Origin of the sequence: Actinoplanes utahensis (assembly GCF_016862455.1) — a bacterium.
GTDB classification, from domain to species: domain Bacteria; phylum Actinomycetota; class Actinomycetes; order Mycobacteriales; family Micromonosporaceae; genus Actinoplanes; species Actinoplanes utahensis.
This window is the reverse complement of the sequence record NZ_BOMZ01000086.1, coordinates 105,769-120,142: the sequence shown is the minus strand read 5'-3', so window position 1 is coordinate 120,142 and position 14,374 is coordinate 105,769. Positions and strand designations below refer to the sequence as shown.

The following is a 14,374-nucleotide window of genomic DNA, read 5'->3' as shown; positions in this document are numbered from 1 at the left end:
GCCGGCCTGGCGCGGTCGGCCACGCCGGGGATCGCCGGTTCGGGACGGACGCTGCCCTCCCCGGGGCGTCATCTCCACCCCGTCATAGCGATGGGCAGCGTGCCGCGCTGAGTCCCAGAAGCCGCGTGGCTCTGGAGGCGCTGGCCGCGCGGCTTTCGAGGAGGTGCTACTGCTCCGGCGGATGCCGCCGGGGAACCGTTCCGGGTCGGTTGCGGTTGGGCCGGCTGGTTGTCACTGCTGTCTCGGCCGCGCTGAGACAGCCATCCGTGTCCTTCGGACGCCCGTGTGCCGTGCGTGAGAGCCGGCCCCTGGGCGCGGTCGACATAACGTCTTCGATCAAGGCATGAGCTGCGGTGATAGCCGACTTTCGAGTCATCAGTGACAGCCGGCCCGGGGTGACCGGGAGGGGCATGCATGACCCGCACCGGGGGACGGCCGCGAGGGGACGCCTGCGGTGGCCGCCGCGAGTCACGGGACGCCGGGTGGCCCGTACCGAAGCATGGTGTGAGAGAACCGCCGCGGACCGGAAGCGGGCAAGCGCCGTAGCGGTGTCGGAAGAACCTCCGTACCCCGCCCGGCGGCTGAGACTGCTGCGCCGCGGCGCGTAGACCCGACTGGCCTGCGTGTTGAGGGTGTGGCAAGCGAGGCTGAGGTGTGCGGACCTGACCGGCCTGGTGTGGAGACCCGGCGAGCCGGGGTGCGGGGAGGTGACGGCCCCGTGTTCCACGGCGGGAACACGGGGCTCGGGGTCAGTCCTCGGTCGGGCCTTCGCCCAGGTTGTCCAGCTCGCTGATGTCCCAGTCGGAGCGGTTGCGGGCGAAAGCGCCCGGGTCGGCGAAGTCCTCGTCGGTGGGAAGCAGGTCGGGGTGGTCCCACAGGGCGTCCCGGCCGGCCGTGCCGCGGTGCTCGGCGACGGCGGTCCACAGCGCGCCGGCCTCGCGCAGGCGGCGTGGGCGCAGCTCCAGGCCGACCAGGGCGGCGAAGGTCTGCTCGGCGGGACCGCCGGCGGCACGGCGACGGCGGAAGGCCTCGCCGAGCGCGGCGACCGAGGGCAGCCGGTCGGCGGCGGCCGCGTCGACCACGTGGCCGACCCAGCCCTCGACCAGTGCGAGCGCGGTCTCCAGCCGGGCCAGGCCGGCTTTCTGCTGCGGGGTGTCCTCGGGCGTGAAGATGCCCTCCAGGGCCATCGCCTGCATCGACTCGGGATCGGTCGGGTCGACGCGGCTCATCGCCTCCTCGATCGCCTCCCGGTTCACCGTGATGCCGTTGGCGTAGGTCTCGACGGCGTTCAGCACGTGCGCCCGCAGCCACGGGACGTGCCCGAAGAGCCGCTGGTGGGCCGCCTCGCGCAGCGCCACGTAGAGCCGGACCTGGTCCTCGGGAAGCTCGAGGCCGGACCCGTACGCCTTGATGTTGGAAGGGACGAGGGCGGCCGTGCCGGCGGGGCCGAGCGGAAGCCCGATGTCGCCGGCGGAGAGCACCTCGGCGGCGAGCTGCCCGAAGGCCTGGCCGAGCTGGCCGCCGAAGAGCGCGCCACCGAGCGTGGCGACCATCGACTGCATCGGGCCGAGCTGGGCGCGGGCTTCCTCGGGCACGAGGTCGCCCATCGCGCCGACCATGCGGCCGGCGATCGGCTCGCACAGTTTCTTCCACACGTCGAGGGTGTTGTAGATCCACTCGTTGCGGTTCCAGGCGACGGATTTCTGGATGCCGCTCGGGAGTGCGCACACCGGATCGAGCCAGAGGTCGGCGAGGCGCAGGGCCTCCTCGACCTGGTGGCGCTCGAGGATGTTCACCGCCGGGTCGCCGGTCGCCGAGAGCTGGCTGGCGGCGACCTGCCGGGCCAGGTCCCAGTTGACCGGGCCACTGCCGGGGGCAGCGAACATCTGCTGCAGCTGCGCCATGAACTGCTGCATCTGCTGCGGGTCGGAGGGGTCGGGCGGCTGCGCGCCCGGCAGGGAGAAGCCGAACGGGATATCAGGCACGACCCCCACGGTACGCGCGAAAAGCCCGTAGCGGACTGAGGGCGGTATCAGCTCAGAGAGAACTCAGACTGGGTGGGTACGCTCACGCGCATGAGACGTCGCGGTGTCACCGTCATCCTCGGCGCCCTGATCACCGCTCTGCTGGCTGCCGGTGTCATGGTCGCACCGATGCCCTACGTGGTGCTCAAACCCGGGCCCACCGTCGACACGCTGGGTTCGGCCGACGGAGCCGAGGTCATCAAGGTCACCGAGGGCGACACCTCGAAGTCGGCCGGTCAGTTGCGTCTCACCACGGTGAACGTGCAGTCGCAGGTGGAGCTGGTCTGGGCGATCCGTGGCTGGCTGAGCGACTCCGACGCCGTGGTGCCCCGGGAGCTGATCTACCCGCCGGACCAGAGCGAGAAGCAGGTCCAGGAGCAGAACGCACAGGAGTGGAAGCAGTCGCAGACCAGCGCCGAGACGGTCGCGCTGCGCGAGCTGGGCTACCCGGTCCAGGTTCATGTGCGTAAGGTCACCCCCGGTGGCGCCGCCGACGGCGTCCTGCAGGCGAACGACGTCATCACCACCATCGATGGGACAGCGATCACCGAGCAGGGCCAGGTCACCGAGATGATCCGGGCCAAGCCGGCCGGCACCGCGCTGACCGTCTCCTACCTTCGGGGTGGCAAGGCCGGCACCGCGCAGGTGACCTCGCGGGCCGACGCGAAGGACGGGACGCCGCGGATCGGTGTGGAGCTCGACACTCAGCAGCCGCACCCGTTCAAGATCGAGATCGACCTCGACAAGATCGGTGGTCCCAGCGCCGGCCTGATGTTCACCCTCGGCATCATCGACAAGCTCCGCGCCGAGGACCTCACCGGCGGTAAGACCATCGCGGGCACCGGCACCATCGACGACGACGGCGACGTCGGCCCGATCGGTGGCATCCCGCAGAAGCTCGTCGGCGCCAAGCGGGACGGCGCCCAGCTCTTCCTGGTCCCGAAGGACAACTGCGCGGAAGCGCTGCGCAACGCCGTGCCCGGCCTGCCGATGGCAGAGGTGGCCACGGTGGACGAGGCGCTCACCGCCCTCAAGACCTTCACCTCCGGCGGCACACCGAAGCCGTGCTCGGCGTCGTGATGCCGCACCGGTGGTGACGGGACAGTTCTGCCGCGTATAGAAGCTGGATGCGACATCGTAAGGTGAAACACCGGCCAGACGAAGTGTGGAGCCAACGTTGGTCATGCGAAACAGTCCTCTGCCGAGGATGAGCCGACGCGGTCGCGTGACCGTCGGCGTCCTGGTCGGGGTCTTCATACTATTCACGCTGCTCGGTTGGGGTATCGACGCCTACACCGACTATCTGTGGTTCGACGAGGTGGAGAAGACGAACGTCTTCTCCGGCGTGCTGCTCACCCAGCTCGTCCTCTTCCTCGTCGTCGGCGCCGCGATGACCCTCATCGTCGCCGGCAACCTCTACCTGGCGTACCGGTTGCGCCCACTCCTGCGCCCGCACTCCGCGGAGCAGGCCACCCTGGAGCGCTACCGGATGATCCTGGCGCCCCGGCTGGGTACCTGGATCACCGTGACCGGTCTGGTCATCGGCTTCTTCGCGGGCCTGTCCGCGATGGGCCGGTGGGGCGACTGGATGCTGTTCCGCAACGGTGGCTCGTTCGGGGAGGTCGACCCCGAGTTCAACGTGGATATCGGTTTCTACGTCTTCGACTACCCGATCTGGCGTTACCTGCTGGGCCTCGGCTTCACCGCCGTGGTGCTGTCGGTGATCGGCTCGCTCGCGGTGCACTACATCTTCGGCGGCGTGCGCCTGCAGGGCGTCGGGGACCGGATGACCACCGCCGCCCGGGCCCACCTGACCACGCTGGTCGCCGCCTTCGTGCTGCTCAAGGCCGTGGCGTACGTGTTGGACCGGCGTGCGCTCCTGCTCGAGCAGCACGTGTCGCCGGGGCTGTACGGCGCCGGTTACACCGACGTCAACGCGCTGCTGCCGGCCAAGGAGATCCTCGCCTACATCTCCGTGGTGGTGGCGATCGCGATCATCGTCTTCTCCAACGCGGTGATGCGGAACCTGGTATGGCCCGGCGTCTCGCTGGCGCTGCTGGCGATCTCCGCCGTCGCGATCGGCGGCATCTACCCGCTGGCCGTGCAGAACTTCCAGGTGAAGCCGAGCCTCGCGGACAAGGAGGCGCCCTACATCAAACGGTCGATCGAGGCGACCCGAGACGCCTTCGGGCTGGCGGACACCGAGGTGAGCAGATATCAGGCGAACAGCGGTCAGCCACCGGCGTCGCTCACGAGCGACACCAGCGCGCAGAACGTCCGGCTGATCGACCCGCAGCTCGTCTCGCAGGCGTTCACCCAGTCCCAGCAGTCCCGCGGTTTCTACGACTTCGGCGAGAAACTGGACGTGGACCGGTACACGGTCGACGGCGTGACGCAGGACTACGTGGTCGGCGCCCGCGAGATCGCCGACGAGAAGCTCAGCGCCCAGCAGCGTCAGTGGATCAACCGGCACACCGTCTACACCCACGGCTACGGCCTGGTGGCGGCGCCGGCCAACGAGGTCTGTGGCACGGGTCTGCCGAACTTCGTCTCCGGGTTCCTCGGCGGCGAGCCGCAGGCTCAGGGCGGCTGCACGCCGGCCCGGGCCGACGTCATCGAGGCGAAGCAGCCGCGGATCTACTACGGCGAGCAGTCCACCGAGTACGCGATCGTCGGCCAGGGTGAGGGCGGTAAGAACGTCGAGTTCGACCGGCCGCAGGGGCAGAGCGAGAACAGCGGTGAGGTGCTCTACACCTACGAGGGCAAGGGCGGCGTCGAGATCGGCTCGTTCTTCCGCCGGCTGGTCTTCGCGATCCACAACACCGAGAGCAACTTCCTGCTCTCCGAGGCGGTCAACGAGAACTCCCGGCTGATGTACACCCGGGAGCCGCGCGAGCGGGTCGCGAAGGTGGCGCCGTTCCTCACCATCGACGGGGACCCGTACCCCGCGGTCATCGACGGGCGGATCCAGTGGATCCTGGACGGTTACACGACCGCGAAGACGTACCCGTACGCCCAGAAGATCAATCTGGCCACCGAGACGCGGGACGAGCTGACCGGACAGGGTTCGTTCGCGCTGGCCCGGGACGACGTCAACTACATGCGCAACTCGGTCAAGGCGACGGTCGACGCGTACGACGGGACCGTCACCCTCTACGAGTACGACGACAAGGACCCGGTCCTCAAGGCGTGGAACAAGGCGTTCGGCGGCGATCTGATCAAGCCGAAGTCGGAGATCCCGACGGCCCTCGCCGATCACTTCCGCTACCCGGCCGACCTGTTCAAGGTGCAGCGAAACCTGCTCACCAAGTTCCACGTCACCGATGAGCGGACCTTCTTCTCCGGTGACGACTTCTGGCAGGTGCCGAACGCGCCGGACTCGCCGCAGAGCGGGGTGCAGCCGCCGTTCTACCTGAACGTCAAGCTGCCGGAGCAGGAGGAGTCCCGCTTCCAGCTCACCGCCGGGGTGACGCCGCTCAGCCGGGAGAACATGGCGGCGCTGATCTCCGCCTCCTACGTCAACGGGCAGCCACGGCTGGAGATCCTCGAGCTACCCGACGACACGGCCGTTCCCGGCCCGGTCCAGGTGCACCAGCGGATGGTGAACAACGCCGGCATCTCCAACCAGCTCGCGCTGCTGACGCGTAGTGGCCAGGCCTCGGTGCTCTACGGCAACCTGATCTCGCTGCCCCTGGGCGACGGCATCCTGTACGTCGAGCCGGTCTATGTGAAGAGCAGTCAGGCGGGCGCCGCGCCGCTGCTGCAGAAGGTCCTCATGTCGTACGGCGACGGCAACTATGTCGTCCTGGAGAACAACCTGACCGACGGCCTGGAAGCACTGGTGGCGCTCGGCAAGGCCGGTGCTCCGCCGCCCACCACGGGCGGTACGGAGAACCCCGGCACCACGCCCACCACGCCGGCCTCGCCGTCTCCCGGCGCCACGCCGGGCAACCCGCCGCCCACCGAGGTCAGCCCGGACCTGCTGCGGGCGGCCGGGGATGTCGACAAGGCCATCTCCGACCTGCGGGCCGCCCGGCAGTCCGGTGACTTCGCCAAGGAGGGCGAGGCGCTCAAGGCGCTGGACGACGCGATGAAGCGTTTCCAGGCGGCCAGCTCGGCGGGCGCCGGGACGCCACCGGCGACGAGTCCCACCCCCGCTCCGGGCGGGTGAGTCAGCGGTTCCGGGGGCCGTTTTGCGGTCCCCGGAACCCATGCGCTAGGGTTATCACAACGACGCGGGGTGGAGCAGCTCGGTAGCTCGCTGGGCTCATAACCCAGAGGTCGCAGGTTCAAATCCTGTCCCCGCTACCAGGTAAGTGAAGTGCAGAACGCGGTCCGTCATCACGACGGGCCGCGTTTTCTGTATGCCGTTCCGGGGCCGGAAGAAATCGTCAACGTGGTCGTGCAGTCCTCGGCGAATCCGACCGTGACCAACGGGTCGAACATGTGGCGGAACGCGGTGACCTTCGCGGGCGACACCAGCCTGTACGACGCGTATTACGAGTATCACAAGGACCTGGGCGGTGATCAGGCCAAGACCGAATTTCACCCGCCAGGCCGTCGTCGACGAGCTGCGTGCCCTCCCGGACAGGAAGTGCTGGGTCGACGTGATCTGCACCGAGGCCGGCGCGGGCGTGCCTGCGTCGCTGCGGAACCACTCGCGGATCGCGCTGTGCCGGACGCCGGAGGCCGGCGGTGACTTCGTGCACTCGAAGTGCCTGCTGATCGAGGGCAAGTACATCGACGACGCGGACCGCAAGTGGGTGCTCACCGGCAGCCACGACTACACCGACTCGGCGCTGCGGGAGAACGACGAGGCGTTCCTGCGCATCGAGTCCGCCGCCATCCACGCCCAGTTCCGGGCGAACTTCCGCACCATCCGGAGCGTGGCCGGCGCGGACTCGAAATCCCCGCCCGCGCTGGACTTCACGGCGTCCGCCTCGCGCTCCGACACGAACGACTGATCCGGTGGCCCCCGGCCCGGATTCGGGTGGGCCGGGGGCCGCTTTGCCGGTTCGGTGAGGCGTGCGCTAGTCTTATCAAGTCGACGCGGGGTGGAGCAGCTCGGTAGCTCGCTGGGCTCATAACCCAGAGGTCGCAGGTTCAAATCCTGTCCCCGCTACAAATGAAAGTGCAAGTCAGAACGCGGTTCGTCTTCGTGACGGACCGCGTTCTTGCTTTTCATCCGGGCAAACGTGGCGGCGCGAGCTGAGACGACGTGCCCGAACGATCGGCCGATGATCGAATCACGCGTCCCGAAGGCCCAGTGAGCACCGCCGTTCTGGCGGGCGACGTCAGCACGTGAGCTTCACGAGCCGGGGTACGTGGTCGCGGGGAGCCGGGAACGTCGCCGCCGGAACCGGCTGGACGCCATGAACCTCGTCGGACGCTGACCACAAGGTCGACGGCTTCGTGCTGTGCGCGCCCCGGGCCGGCGGCGGCGACCTGCGCTCCGTCTGCGACGACATCCCCGCGGTCTGCTCAACCGCCGGGCCGGCGTGATCGTGCGCCTCCACGGGTCCCGCTCAGCCGGTGGACGAAACGCGCGGCCGCCTCACACCTCGTCGCCCTTGATCGCCTGATAGTGCAGAGACAACTGATCGAGTACGGCGTCCGTGCCGAAGCGGATCCCGTCGAGCGACGAGATGGCGCGCACGCCGACCGCGGCGTTGGTGGCGAAGGCGACAGGGAGGCCGGCTGCGGCCGTGAGGTCCAGCTCCCGTTCCGTCGAGGCCGCGACGCCCAGCGACTTCACCAGCTCCATGGTGACGCCGGGCAGTTGGTCCCCGGCCGGCCACAACAGGCGGTCGCCGTCGTAGAAGCCGATGTTCCAGGTCGCGCCTTCGAGGATGCGTGACCGCTCGTCGACGAAGAGGGCGTCGTCGAAGCCCGCGCGCTGGACGACGCGCCGTTGCCGGATCGTCTCGAACAGGCCCGTGTGCTTCGTTCCCGGAAGGTCGCGCCGGTGGGCGACCGAACGCAGGCGCAGCGACGGCAGGCTGGATGACGTGGCCGTCCGGGTCGTGACCAGTACGTGCGGCTCCATGTCCGCGCCCGGCCGGGTGAGTTCGAGTCCAGGCGCGTAGACGGTCACCCGCACCATGCGCGGTGTGTCGGCGGCGGCGCGGCGGACGAGTCGGCGCACCCGGTCGAGGTCGAGGTCCGCGTCGAACAGGGCGCGGCAGTCGCGGGCCAGCCGGTTCAAGTGCAGCGACAGTCCGCGCACGCGGCCGTCGCTCAACAGCATCGTGGTGAAGTGGCCGTAGTTGCACAGCGCCAGGCCGGCGAGATCCTCGGTGGTGGCGGACCGTCCATCGAACTCGATCATGATGCTATTTCACCACATTCCCTGGTCAGTGGGTGTCGAACACGCGCGTCAAATCGGCGCACGTCATTTTATGAGCATTGGAATAGGGGTGATGTACGGGTTCATGAAGCTCCCCGTCGTGCGTAGCTTTCAGGGCAGCCGCTTGATGGATCCGAGGAAGTGACCGACGGCGGTTCGGACGAACATCCATGCAGGATTCGGCAGTTCGAGAAGCAATTCGCGGCCACGCCGGACCAATCGACGCTGGAGGATTTGTGCCCACGGTTGTATCGCAGCCCGGAATTTCTGTCGTCGTTCCGGTCAAGGACCGGGTGGCGCTGATGCGCGCCCAGCTGGCCTCGCTCCGAGAGGCCATGGACCGCAGTCCGGAGCCGGCCGAGGTCATCGTGGTCGACGATTCGGCGCCGGCCGTGGCCGCCGAACACCGGGCCAACTGCCTCGAGTTCGGCGCGCGCTACGTCGCCGGCCCGGCCCACGTCGGCGCCAAGCGCAATCTCGGCGTCGAGGAGGCCCGGTACGACCTGGTCCTGTTCACCGACTCCGACTGCCGGGTGTCACCGGACCTGCTCGAGCGTCACGTGAAGACCATGCGCGACGCCGGGGAGTCCGTCGGCGGCGTGGCGGGCCCCACCTTCGTGGAGGACGGCGAGGCTCGGGCGAACCGGATCATGCGCTGGTCCAATCTGATCAACGACGACCTGGAGCGTCCCGCGCGCAGTGCCGCTGTCACCTGGGCGACGACCACCAACGTCGTGGTACGCCGGTCGGTCTTCATCGAGGTGGGTGGCTTTCCCTCGGAGAGCCTCGACATCGTCGGCGGCGAGGACTGCGATCTCGGCCTCAAGATTTCCGACGGCGGATACCGGATCGTCTGCGACCCGGGCGCGGTGGTCGTCCACGACCACGCCATCACCGACTCCATCGGCACCGCAGCCCGCCGGCTCTACGGCTACGGCCGCTCCGAGCAGTGGGTGTGCAGCGTCCATCCCCACCACCGCCGACCGGTGGTGAACGCGTTCACCGTCGGAGCGGTGGCCATCGTGGCCGGCGCGGCGCTGGCGCCCTTCACCGGCGGCCTGAGCCTGCTCGCCGCGCCCGTGTCCGTCGGTCTGCTGGTGGGCCTGCGTAGCCGCCGGCTACGAGGTGCCGACCGGTCGGCCCGCGCGATCGCGGAGCGCTTCGCGTGCGCGTCGGTCGAGCTGATGTTCGACCTCGGCGGCTTCACGGCGGCGCTCGCCATGCGCCGCCCGAGCATGTTGTTCACCGGCCTCAAGCCCGCCGACGCCAGCTGAGCCCGGCGGCTACCGATCTCCACGACTGGAGTGCATGGACCGTGATTACCCGCGACAAGATAACGGCGATCATCGCTGAGTGCATGGCGCTTCAGGAAGGTGAGGGCGTCATCGATTACGACACCGAGATCTCCATCGACTCCTTTAGTTTCGTCTGGCTCCAGCACGTACTCGAAGAGCGTTTCGAATTTGAATTGGAGCCGCCCGGACGCGAGGTGATGGAAACGCTGAACTCGGCACGCTCCGTGCATCGGTATCTCGCTGAGATCAGCCCCGATAGCGTCGCCGCGGCGGTCTGAAGGTAAATCGACAGCCCCCACTCTGCCAAAGGAGAATCACGTGCCGTACGAAGGTGCCGTCACGGACGGCGGCAGCCGAGGCGTCCTCATGTCCGGCCCGGCCGCGCTGAACGCCGAGTTCGAGGCCGTGCTCCGGCAGTGCCTGGACGGCTCGATCGGCCCGGACACGCTGCTGCACAGGGACACCGATCTGAGGCAGTTCGGTATCGACTCGCTCGCCATCGTCCGGCTCCTGGTCACCATCGAGGACGCCTTCGGAGTGATCGTCCCCGACGAGGTCATCTCCTTCGAGATCTTCTCCTCGGCCGGCACCCTCTGGGACGTCGTCTCCGGTCTCGCGGGGGAGCAGGGTGAAGACTGAGCCGCTGCCGGACATCGTGGAGAGGGTGCGGCTGGTTCCCGACCGCCACCGGGTCTTCGACCACGACACCTCGACCGTTTCGAAGATCTATCGGATCGACGCGCAGGTCCTGTCCGATCTGCTCGATCTCGGTTTTCCGCACCGGTTGTCGGGCGGCGAGCGGTACTTCGACGAGCTCGACCTGGCCAACACGTCGCTCGCGCTGCGTACGCCGTCGCCCCGCTACCTCGCCATGCGCCGGTGGCCGCAGATCTTCCGTGCGATGGCGGACGACAACCCGGTCCGCTACGAAGTCGAGGTCGCCGCGGAATGCGGCCTCCCGGCGTCCGGCCACGAATGCGACTTCCGCCCGTCACCGCGGTTGCTCGCGCTCGGGGCGACCGCCACCGCGGCCCATCGGTTCACGCTGCGCCGCGAGGTCGGCAACGGCCGCACGGGGCAGGCTCCCGCGCGGTTCCGAGGGCTCTTCGCCGAGGTGTCCCGGTTCCGGTTCCACATCCTGCCGGTGAGCCTCTTCGGCGACCTCGGGTTCCTCACCGAGACGTCGCTCGCGAACTGCGAACTGGGCAGCCGTTACCTGGTTCAGCGGGCGACCGAGGAGGGCTGGGAGGCTCGGCTCAGCTACGGACTGCTGTTGTCCAGCCCTTACTCGCTGCATCATTTCTGGCCCGAGTTCCGGGTGGACGGCGTCTGGGCCGCCTTCGACCCCTACCTGATCCTCAGCCTCGAGCGGTGGGGCGTGCTGACACCGGGCGAGGTCCCGATCGGCCAGGCTCTCGACTCGGCCGTCTTCCGGGTCGACGGGGACTGGGTCGACCTCCTCGAGGACGCCGGACATCCCGCGCCGGTCTCGTTGCTGACCCGGCGCCGGCCGTTGACGGGCGGCGCCGCGAGCGTCGCCGGGGCAGTCTCATGACCGCGACCCCGGCCGCCCTCACGATCTATGGAACATGTCCGCCGTCCGGCCGGGAGAACGGCCGTGACTATCTCGAGCGGGTACGGGAGGTGGCGCGGTGGAGTGACCGGGCCGGCTACGAGGGTGTGCTGGTCTACACGGACAACAGGTCGGTGGACCCGTGGTTGATCGCGCAGAACATCATCCAGGTGACGGGCCAGTTGACTCCGCTGGTCGCCGTTCAGGCGGCGTACATGCATCCGTTCACCGCCGCGAAGTTCGTGTCCGGCCTGGCCCACCTGTATCAGCGCCGGGTCGACCTGAACATCGTCGCCGGCGGCTTCACCGCGGATCTGGAGGCGATGGGCGAAGGGCTGCCGCACGACGCGCGTTACGACCGGGCGGTCGAGTACGCATCGATCATGAAACAGCTGCTCGAGTCCCGCACCCCGGTCACCTTCGACGGCGAGTACTACTCCGCGTCCGGACTGCGCCTGCACGACGTGCCCGGCGCGGACCTCGCTCCCCGGTTCCTGGTGTCCGGTTCGTCGCCGGCCGGGATGGCCGCTGCCCGAGCGCTGGACGCGACCGGCATCGTCTATCCGGAGCGACCCGACCTGCAGGCTCCCGCGGATCCCACGATCGCGCAGGGCATGCGTATCGGAGTGATCGCCCGGCCGAGCGCGGCCGAGGCGTGGGAGGTGGCGCTCACGCGCTTCCCGGAAGATCGCGCGGGGCGGATGAATCACCGGCTCGCCATGTCCCGCTCCGATTCGCGATGGCACGAGCGGCTCTCACGGGCGGTCGAGCGGGACGGCACGTACTGGATGCATCCCTTCAAGACCTTCAAGACCTTCTGCCCGTACTTCGTCGGCGACTACGCCACGGTCGGGCGTGAACTCGGGCGCTACGTCGAACTCGGGTACGCCACGTTCATCTTGGACACTCCGGCGAAGGAGCAGGACCTGAAACACCTTGAGGTCGTTCTCGAGATCGCGCGGAATCTTCGCAAGGAGCGCGTGTGAAAACTCTGCTCATCGACAATTACGACTCGTTCACCTACAACCTCGCGCACTACCTCGGCGAGGTCAACGGAAGCGAGCCGACGGTCATCCGCAACGACGAATCCGGGTGGAGTGCTGAGCGACTCGACGGGTTCGACAACGTGGTCATCTCGCCCGGACCCGGCACGCCCGGTGTCCCGGCCGACTTCGGCATCTGCCGCGACGTCATCTCGACGGGCCGGCTGCCGCTACTCGGTGTCTGCCTCGGGCACCAAGGCATCGCGATGCTCGGCGGCGGATCGATCGCGCTCGCCCCGGAGCCCCGGCACGGCCGCAAGTCCCCCGTCCTGCACGACGGCACCGGCCTGTTCGCCGGCATTCCGTCACCGCAGGAGGTCGTGCGCTACCACTCCTGGACGGTCGACCGCCTTTCGGACGATCTCGAGGCGACCGCGTGGACGCCCGACGGCGTCCTGATGGCCCTGCGGCACCGCAACCGGCCGCAGTGGGGGGTGCAGTTCCACCCCGAGTCGATCTCGACCGAGTACGGCCAGCGCCTGCTCGCCAACTTCGCCGAGCTGAGCGAGGAGTGGAACGGGCGCAACGGCCGGAGGGCCCGCCGCCGGCGCACGTCGCCGACGCTGCTCAGCGGGCGGCCGGACACGCTCTTCGGCGGGCGGCCGGACACCCATAAGCGTTTGAAGTACCGCCTGCTGGTCGAGGAGTTCCCCACCACGGTGGACGCCGAGCAGATCTACGAAACGCTCTTCCGTGACCAGCCCTTCGCGTTCTGGCTGGACAGCAGCCATCCCGATCCGCGGCTGGGCCGCTTCTCGATGATGGGCGCCGCCGACGGCCCGCTCGCCGAGGTGGTCACGGCCGACGTCGCCGAGGGCACGGTGACCGTACGTGCGAAACAGCGCATCCACCGCGAAACCCGGCCCCTGCTGGACTGGCTGGACGACCGTCTGCGTGGTGCCGAGGTCGCCGGCGACCGCGAGTTGCCGTTCGACTTCCGTGGCGGCTGGGTCGGCTATCTGGGCTACGAGCTCAAGGCGCAGTGCGGCGGCGAGCTGCGCCACCGCTCCGAGCAGCCGGACGCGTCGCTGCTGTTCGCGGACCGGTGCGTGGTCTTCGACCACAGCACCTCCACGACCTATCTGCTCGCGCTGCACCTGCAGGACGAGGCGCCGGCGCGGACCTGGCTCGCGGCCACCCGCGCCCGGATTGAGGCGCTGGCCGGCACCTCGCATCCGAGTCCGGACGGGCCGGAGCAGATCGCGACGTCTGTGGCGCTGCGCCACGACCGCGGCACCTATCTGGAGCTCATCGAGTCCTGCCAGCGCGCCATCACCGCGGGGGAGAGCTACGAGGTCTGCCTGACCAACATGCTCACGCTCGACAGCACGCTGGACGTGTGGTCCGCCTACACCGCGCTGCGCCGGGACAATCCGGCTCCGTTCGCGGCGCTGCTGCGCCTGGGCGACCTGTCGGTGCTGAGCACGTCGCCCGAGCGCTTCCTGCGCATCGACGGCGAACGGCGGGTGGAGGCCCGGCCGATCAAGGGCACCCGCCCCCGCGGCCGTGACGCCGCGGAGGATCGCGAACTCCAGGTGGATCTGGCCACCTCCGAGAAGGACCAGTCCGAGAACCTCATGATCGTCGATCTGCTCCGCAACGACCTCGCCCAGGTCGCGATGATCGGTTCGGTGGCCGTGCCGGAGCTGTTCGCCGTCGAGACCTATGCCACCGTCCACCAGCTGATCAGCACCGTGACGGCCACGTTGCGACCCGATCGCAGCCCTGTCGACTGCGTCCGGGCCGCGTTCCCCGGCGGCTCGATGACCGGGGCGCCCAAGCTGCGCACCATGGAGATCATCGATCAGCTGGAAGAGGGGCCCCGGGGCGTCTACTCCGGCGCGATCGGTTACTTCTCGCTCTCCGGAAGCGTCGACCTGAACATCGCCATCCGCACGCTGGTGGTGCGGCCGGGCCGTGTCACCTACGGCGTCGGCGGCGCCATCGTGGCCATGTCCGACCCGGTCGACGAGTTCAACGAGACAGCGGTCAAGGCCACGCCCGTGCTCTCCCTGCTCGGCGTGCGCTTCCCGGCGTACGACATGGCGGATGCGATGAGCGATGGCTGAGCCCGCCGCCTCCGGTCCCTCTCC

General features: G+C 68.8%; 11 protein-coding genes and 2 tRNA genes. 11 read left to right on the top strand and 2 right to left on the bottom strand.

Annotated features, from left to right (window positions below; genetic code table 11):
* Positions 1-749: 749 nt before the first annotated feature.
* Positions 750-1,916, bottom strand: a complete 1,167-nt coding sequence (locus tag Aut01nite_RS30575; RefSeq protein WP_507762684.1) for a zinc-dependent metalloprotease — start codon at positions 1,914-1,916, stop codon at positions 750-752.
* 159 nt (positions 1,917-2,075) lie between these two features.
* On the opposite strand from Aut01nite_RS30575, the gene Aut01nite_RS30570 reads away from it, so the two are divergent.
* The 5 genes from Aut01nite_RS30570 (at position 2,076) to Aut01nite_RS30550 (ending at position 7,146) form a co-directional block, all read left to right on the top strand.
* The gene (locus Aut01nite_RS30570; RefSeq protein WP_043524606.1) at positions 2,076-3,104 is read left to right on the top strand and encodes a YlbL family protein; all 1,029 of its coding nucleotides are present in this window, start codon (positions 2,076-2,078) and stop codon (positions 3,102-3,104) included.
* 97 nt (positions 3,105-3,201) lie between these two features.
* Positions 3,202-6,195 carry a UPF0182 family membrane protein gene (locus tag Aut01nite_RS30565; RefSeq protein WP_083998868.1) on the top strand — a complete coding sequence of 998 codons (2,994 nt, stop codon included), beginning with the start codon at positions 3,202-3,204 and terminating at the stop codon, positions 6,193-6,195.
* 63 nt (positions 6,196-6,258) lie between these two features.
* A tRNA-Met gene (locus Aut01nite_RS30560) sits at positions 6,259-6,335 on the top strand.
* 212 nt (positions 6,336-6,547) lie between these two features.
* Positions 6,548-6,988 carry a phospholipase D-like domain-containing protein gene (locus tag Aut01nite_RS30555; protein ID WP_043524608.1) on the top strand — a complete coding sequence of 147 codons (441 nt, stop codon included), beginning with the start codon at positions 6,548-6,550 and terminating at the stop codon, positions 6,986-6,988.
* 84 nt (positions 6,989-7,072) lie between these two features.
* Positions 7,073-7,146 (top strand) — tRNA-Met (locus Aut01nite_RS30550).
* A gap of 432 nt (positions 7,147-7,578) precedes the next feature.
* Here the strand turns inward: Aut01nite_RS30550 and Aut01nite_RS30545 are convergent.
* Positions 7,579-8,352, bottom strand: coding sequence for an aminotransferase class IV (locus Aut01nite_RS30545; protein ID WP_052163637.1), 774 nt, complete (start codon positions 8,350-8,352; stop codon positions 7,579-7,581).
* Positions 8,353-8,606: 254 nt separating this feature from the next.
* On the opposite strand from Aut01nite_RS30545, the gene Aut01nite_RS30540 reads away from it, so the two are divergent.
* From Aut01nite_RS30540 to pabB, 6 genes are read left to right on the top strand one after another with little or no spacing between them, the layout of a single operon-like run.
* Positions 8,607-9,644 carry a glycosyltransferase family 2 protein gene (locus tag Aut01nite_RS30540; RefSeq protein ID WP_161790625.1) on the top strand — a complete coding sequence of 346 codons (1,038 nt, stop codon included), beginning with the start codon at positions 8,607-8,609 and terminating at the stop codon, positions 9,642-9,644.
* Between the two features lie 41 nt (positions 9,645-9,685).
* Complete coding sequence (locus Aut01nite_RS30535) at positions 9,686-9,943, top strand: hypothetical protein (protein WP_043524609.1); 258 nt, start codon at positions 9,686-9,688, stop codon at positions 9,941-9,943.
* A gap of 40 nt (positions 9,944-9,983) precedes the next feature.
* Positions 9,984-10,304, top strand: a complete 321-nt coding sequence (locus Aut01nite_RS30530) for a phosphopantetheine-binding protein (protein WP_083998874.1) — start codon at positions 9,984-9,986, stop codon at positions 10,302-10,304.
* Complete coding sequence (locus Aut01nite_RS30525; protein ID WP_043524610.1) at positions 10,294-11,220, top strand: hypothetical protein; 927 nt, start codon at positions 10,294-10,296, stop codon at positions 11,218-11,220. The genes Aut01nite_RS30530 and Aut01nite_RS30525 overlap by 11 nt, the downstream gene beginning before the upstream one ends.
* The gene (locus Aut01nite_RS30520) at positions 11,217-12,224 is read left to right on the top strand and encodes an LLM class flavin-dependent oxidoreductase (protein WP_043524611.1); all 1,008 of its coding nucleotides are present in this window, start codon (positions 11,217-11,219) and stop codon (positions 12,222-12,224) included. Before Aut01nite_RS30525 ends, Aut01nite_RS30520 begins: the two co-directional genes overlap by 4 nt.
* Entirely contained in the window at positions 12,221-14,350 is a 2,130-nt protein-coding gene (pabB, locus tag Aut01nite_RS30515) for an aminodeoxychorismate synthase component I (RefSeq protein ID WP_043524612.1), read from the top strand. Before Aut01nite_RS30520 ends, pabB begins: the two co-directional genes overlap by 4 nt.
* The last annotated feature ends 24 nt before the right edge of the window (positions 14,351-14,374 follow it).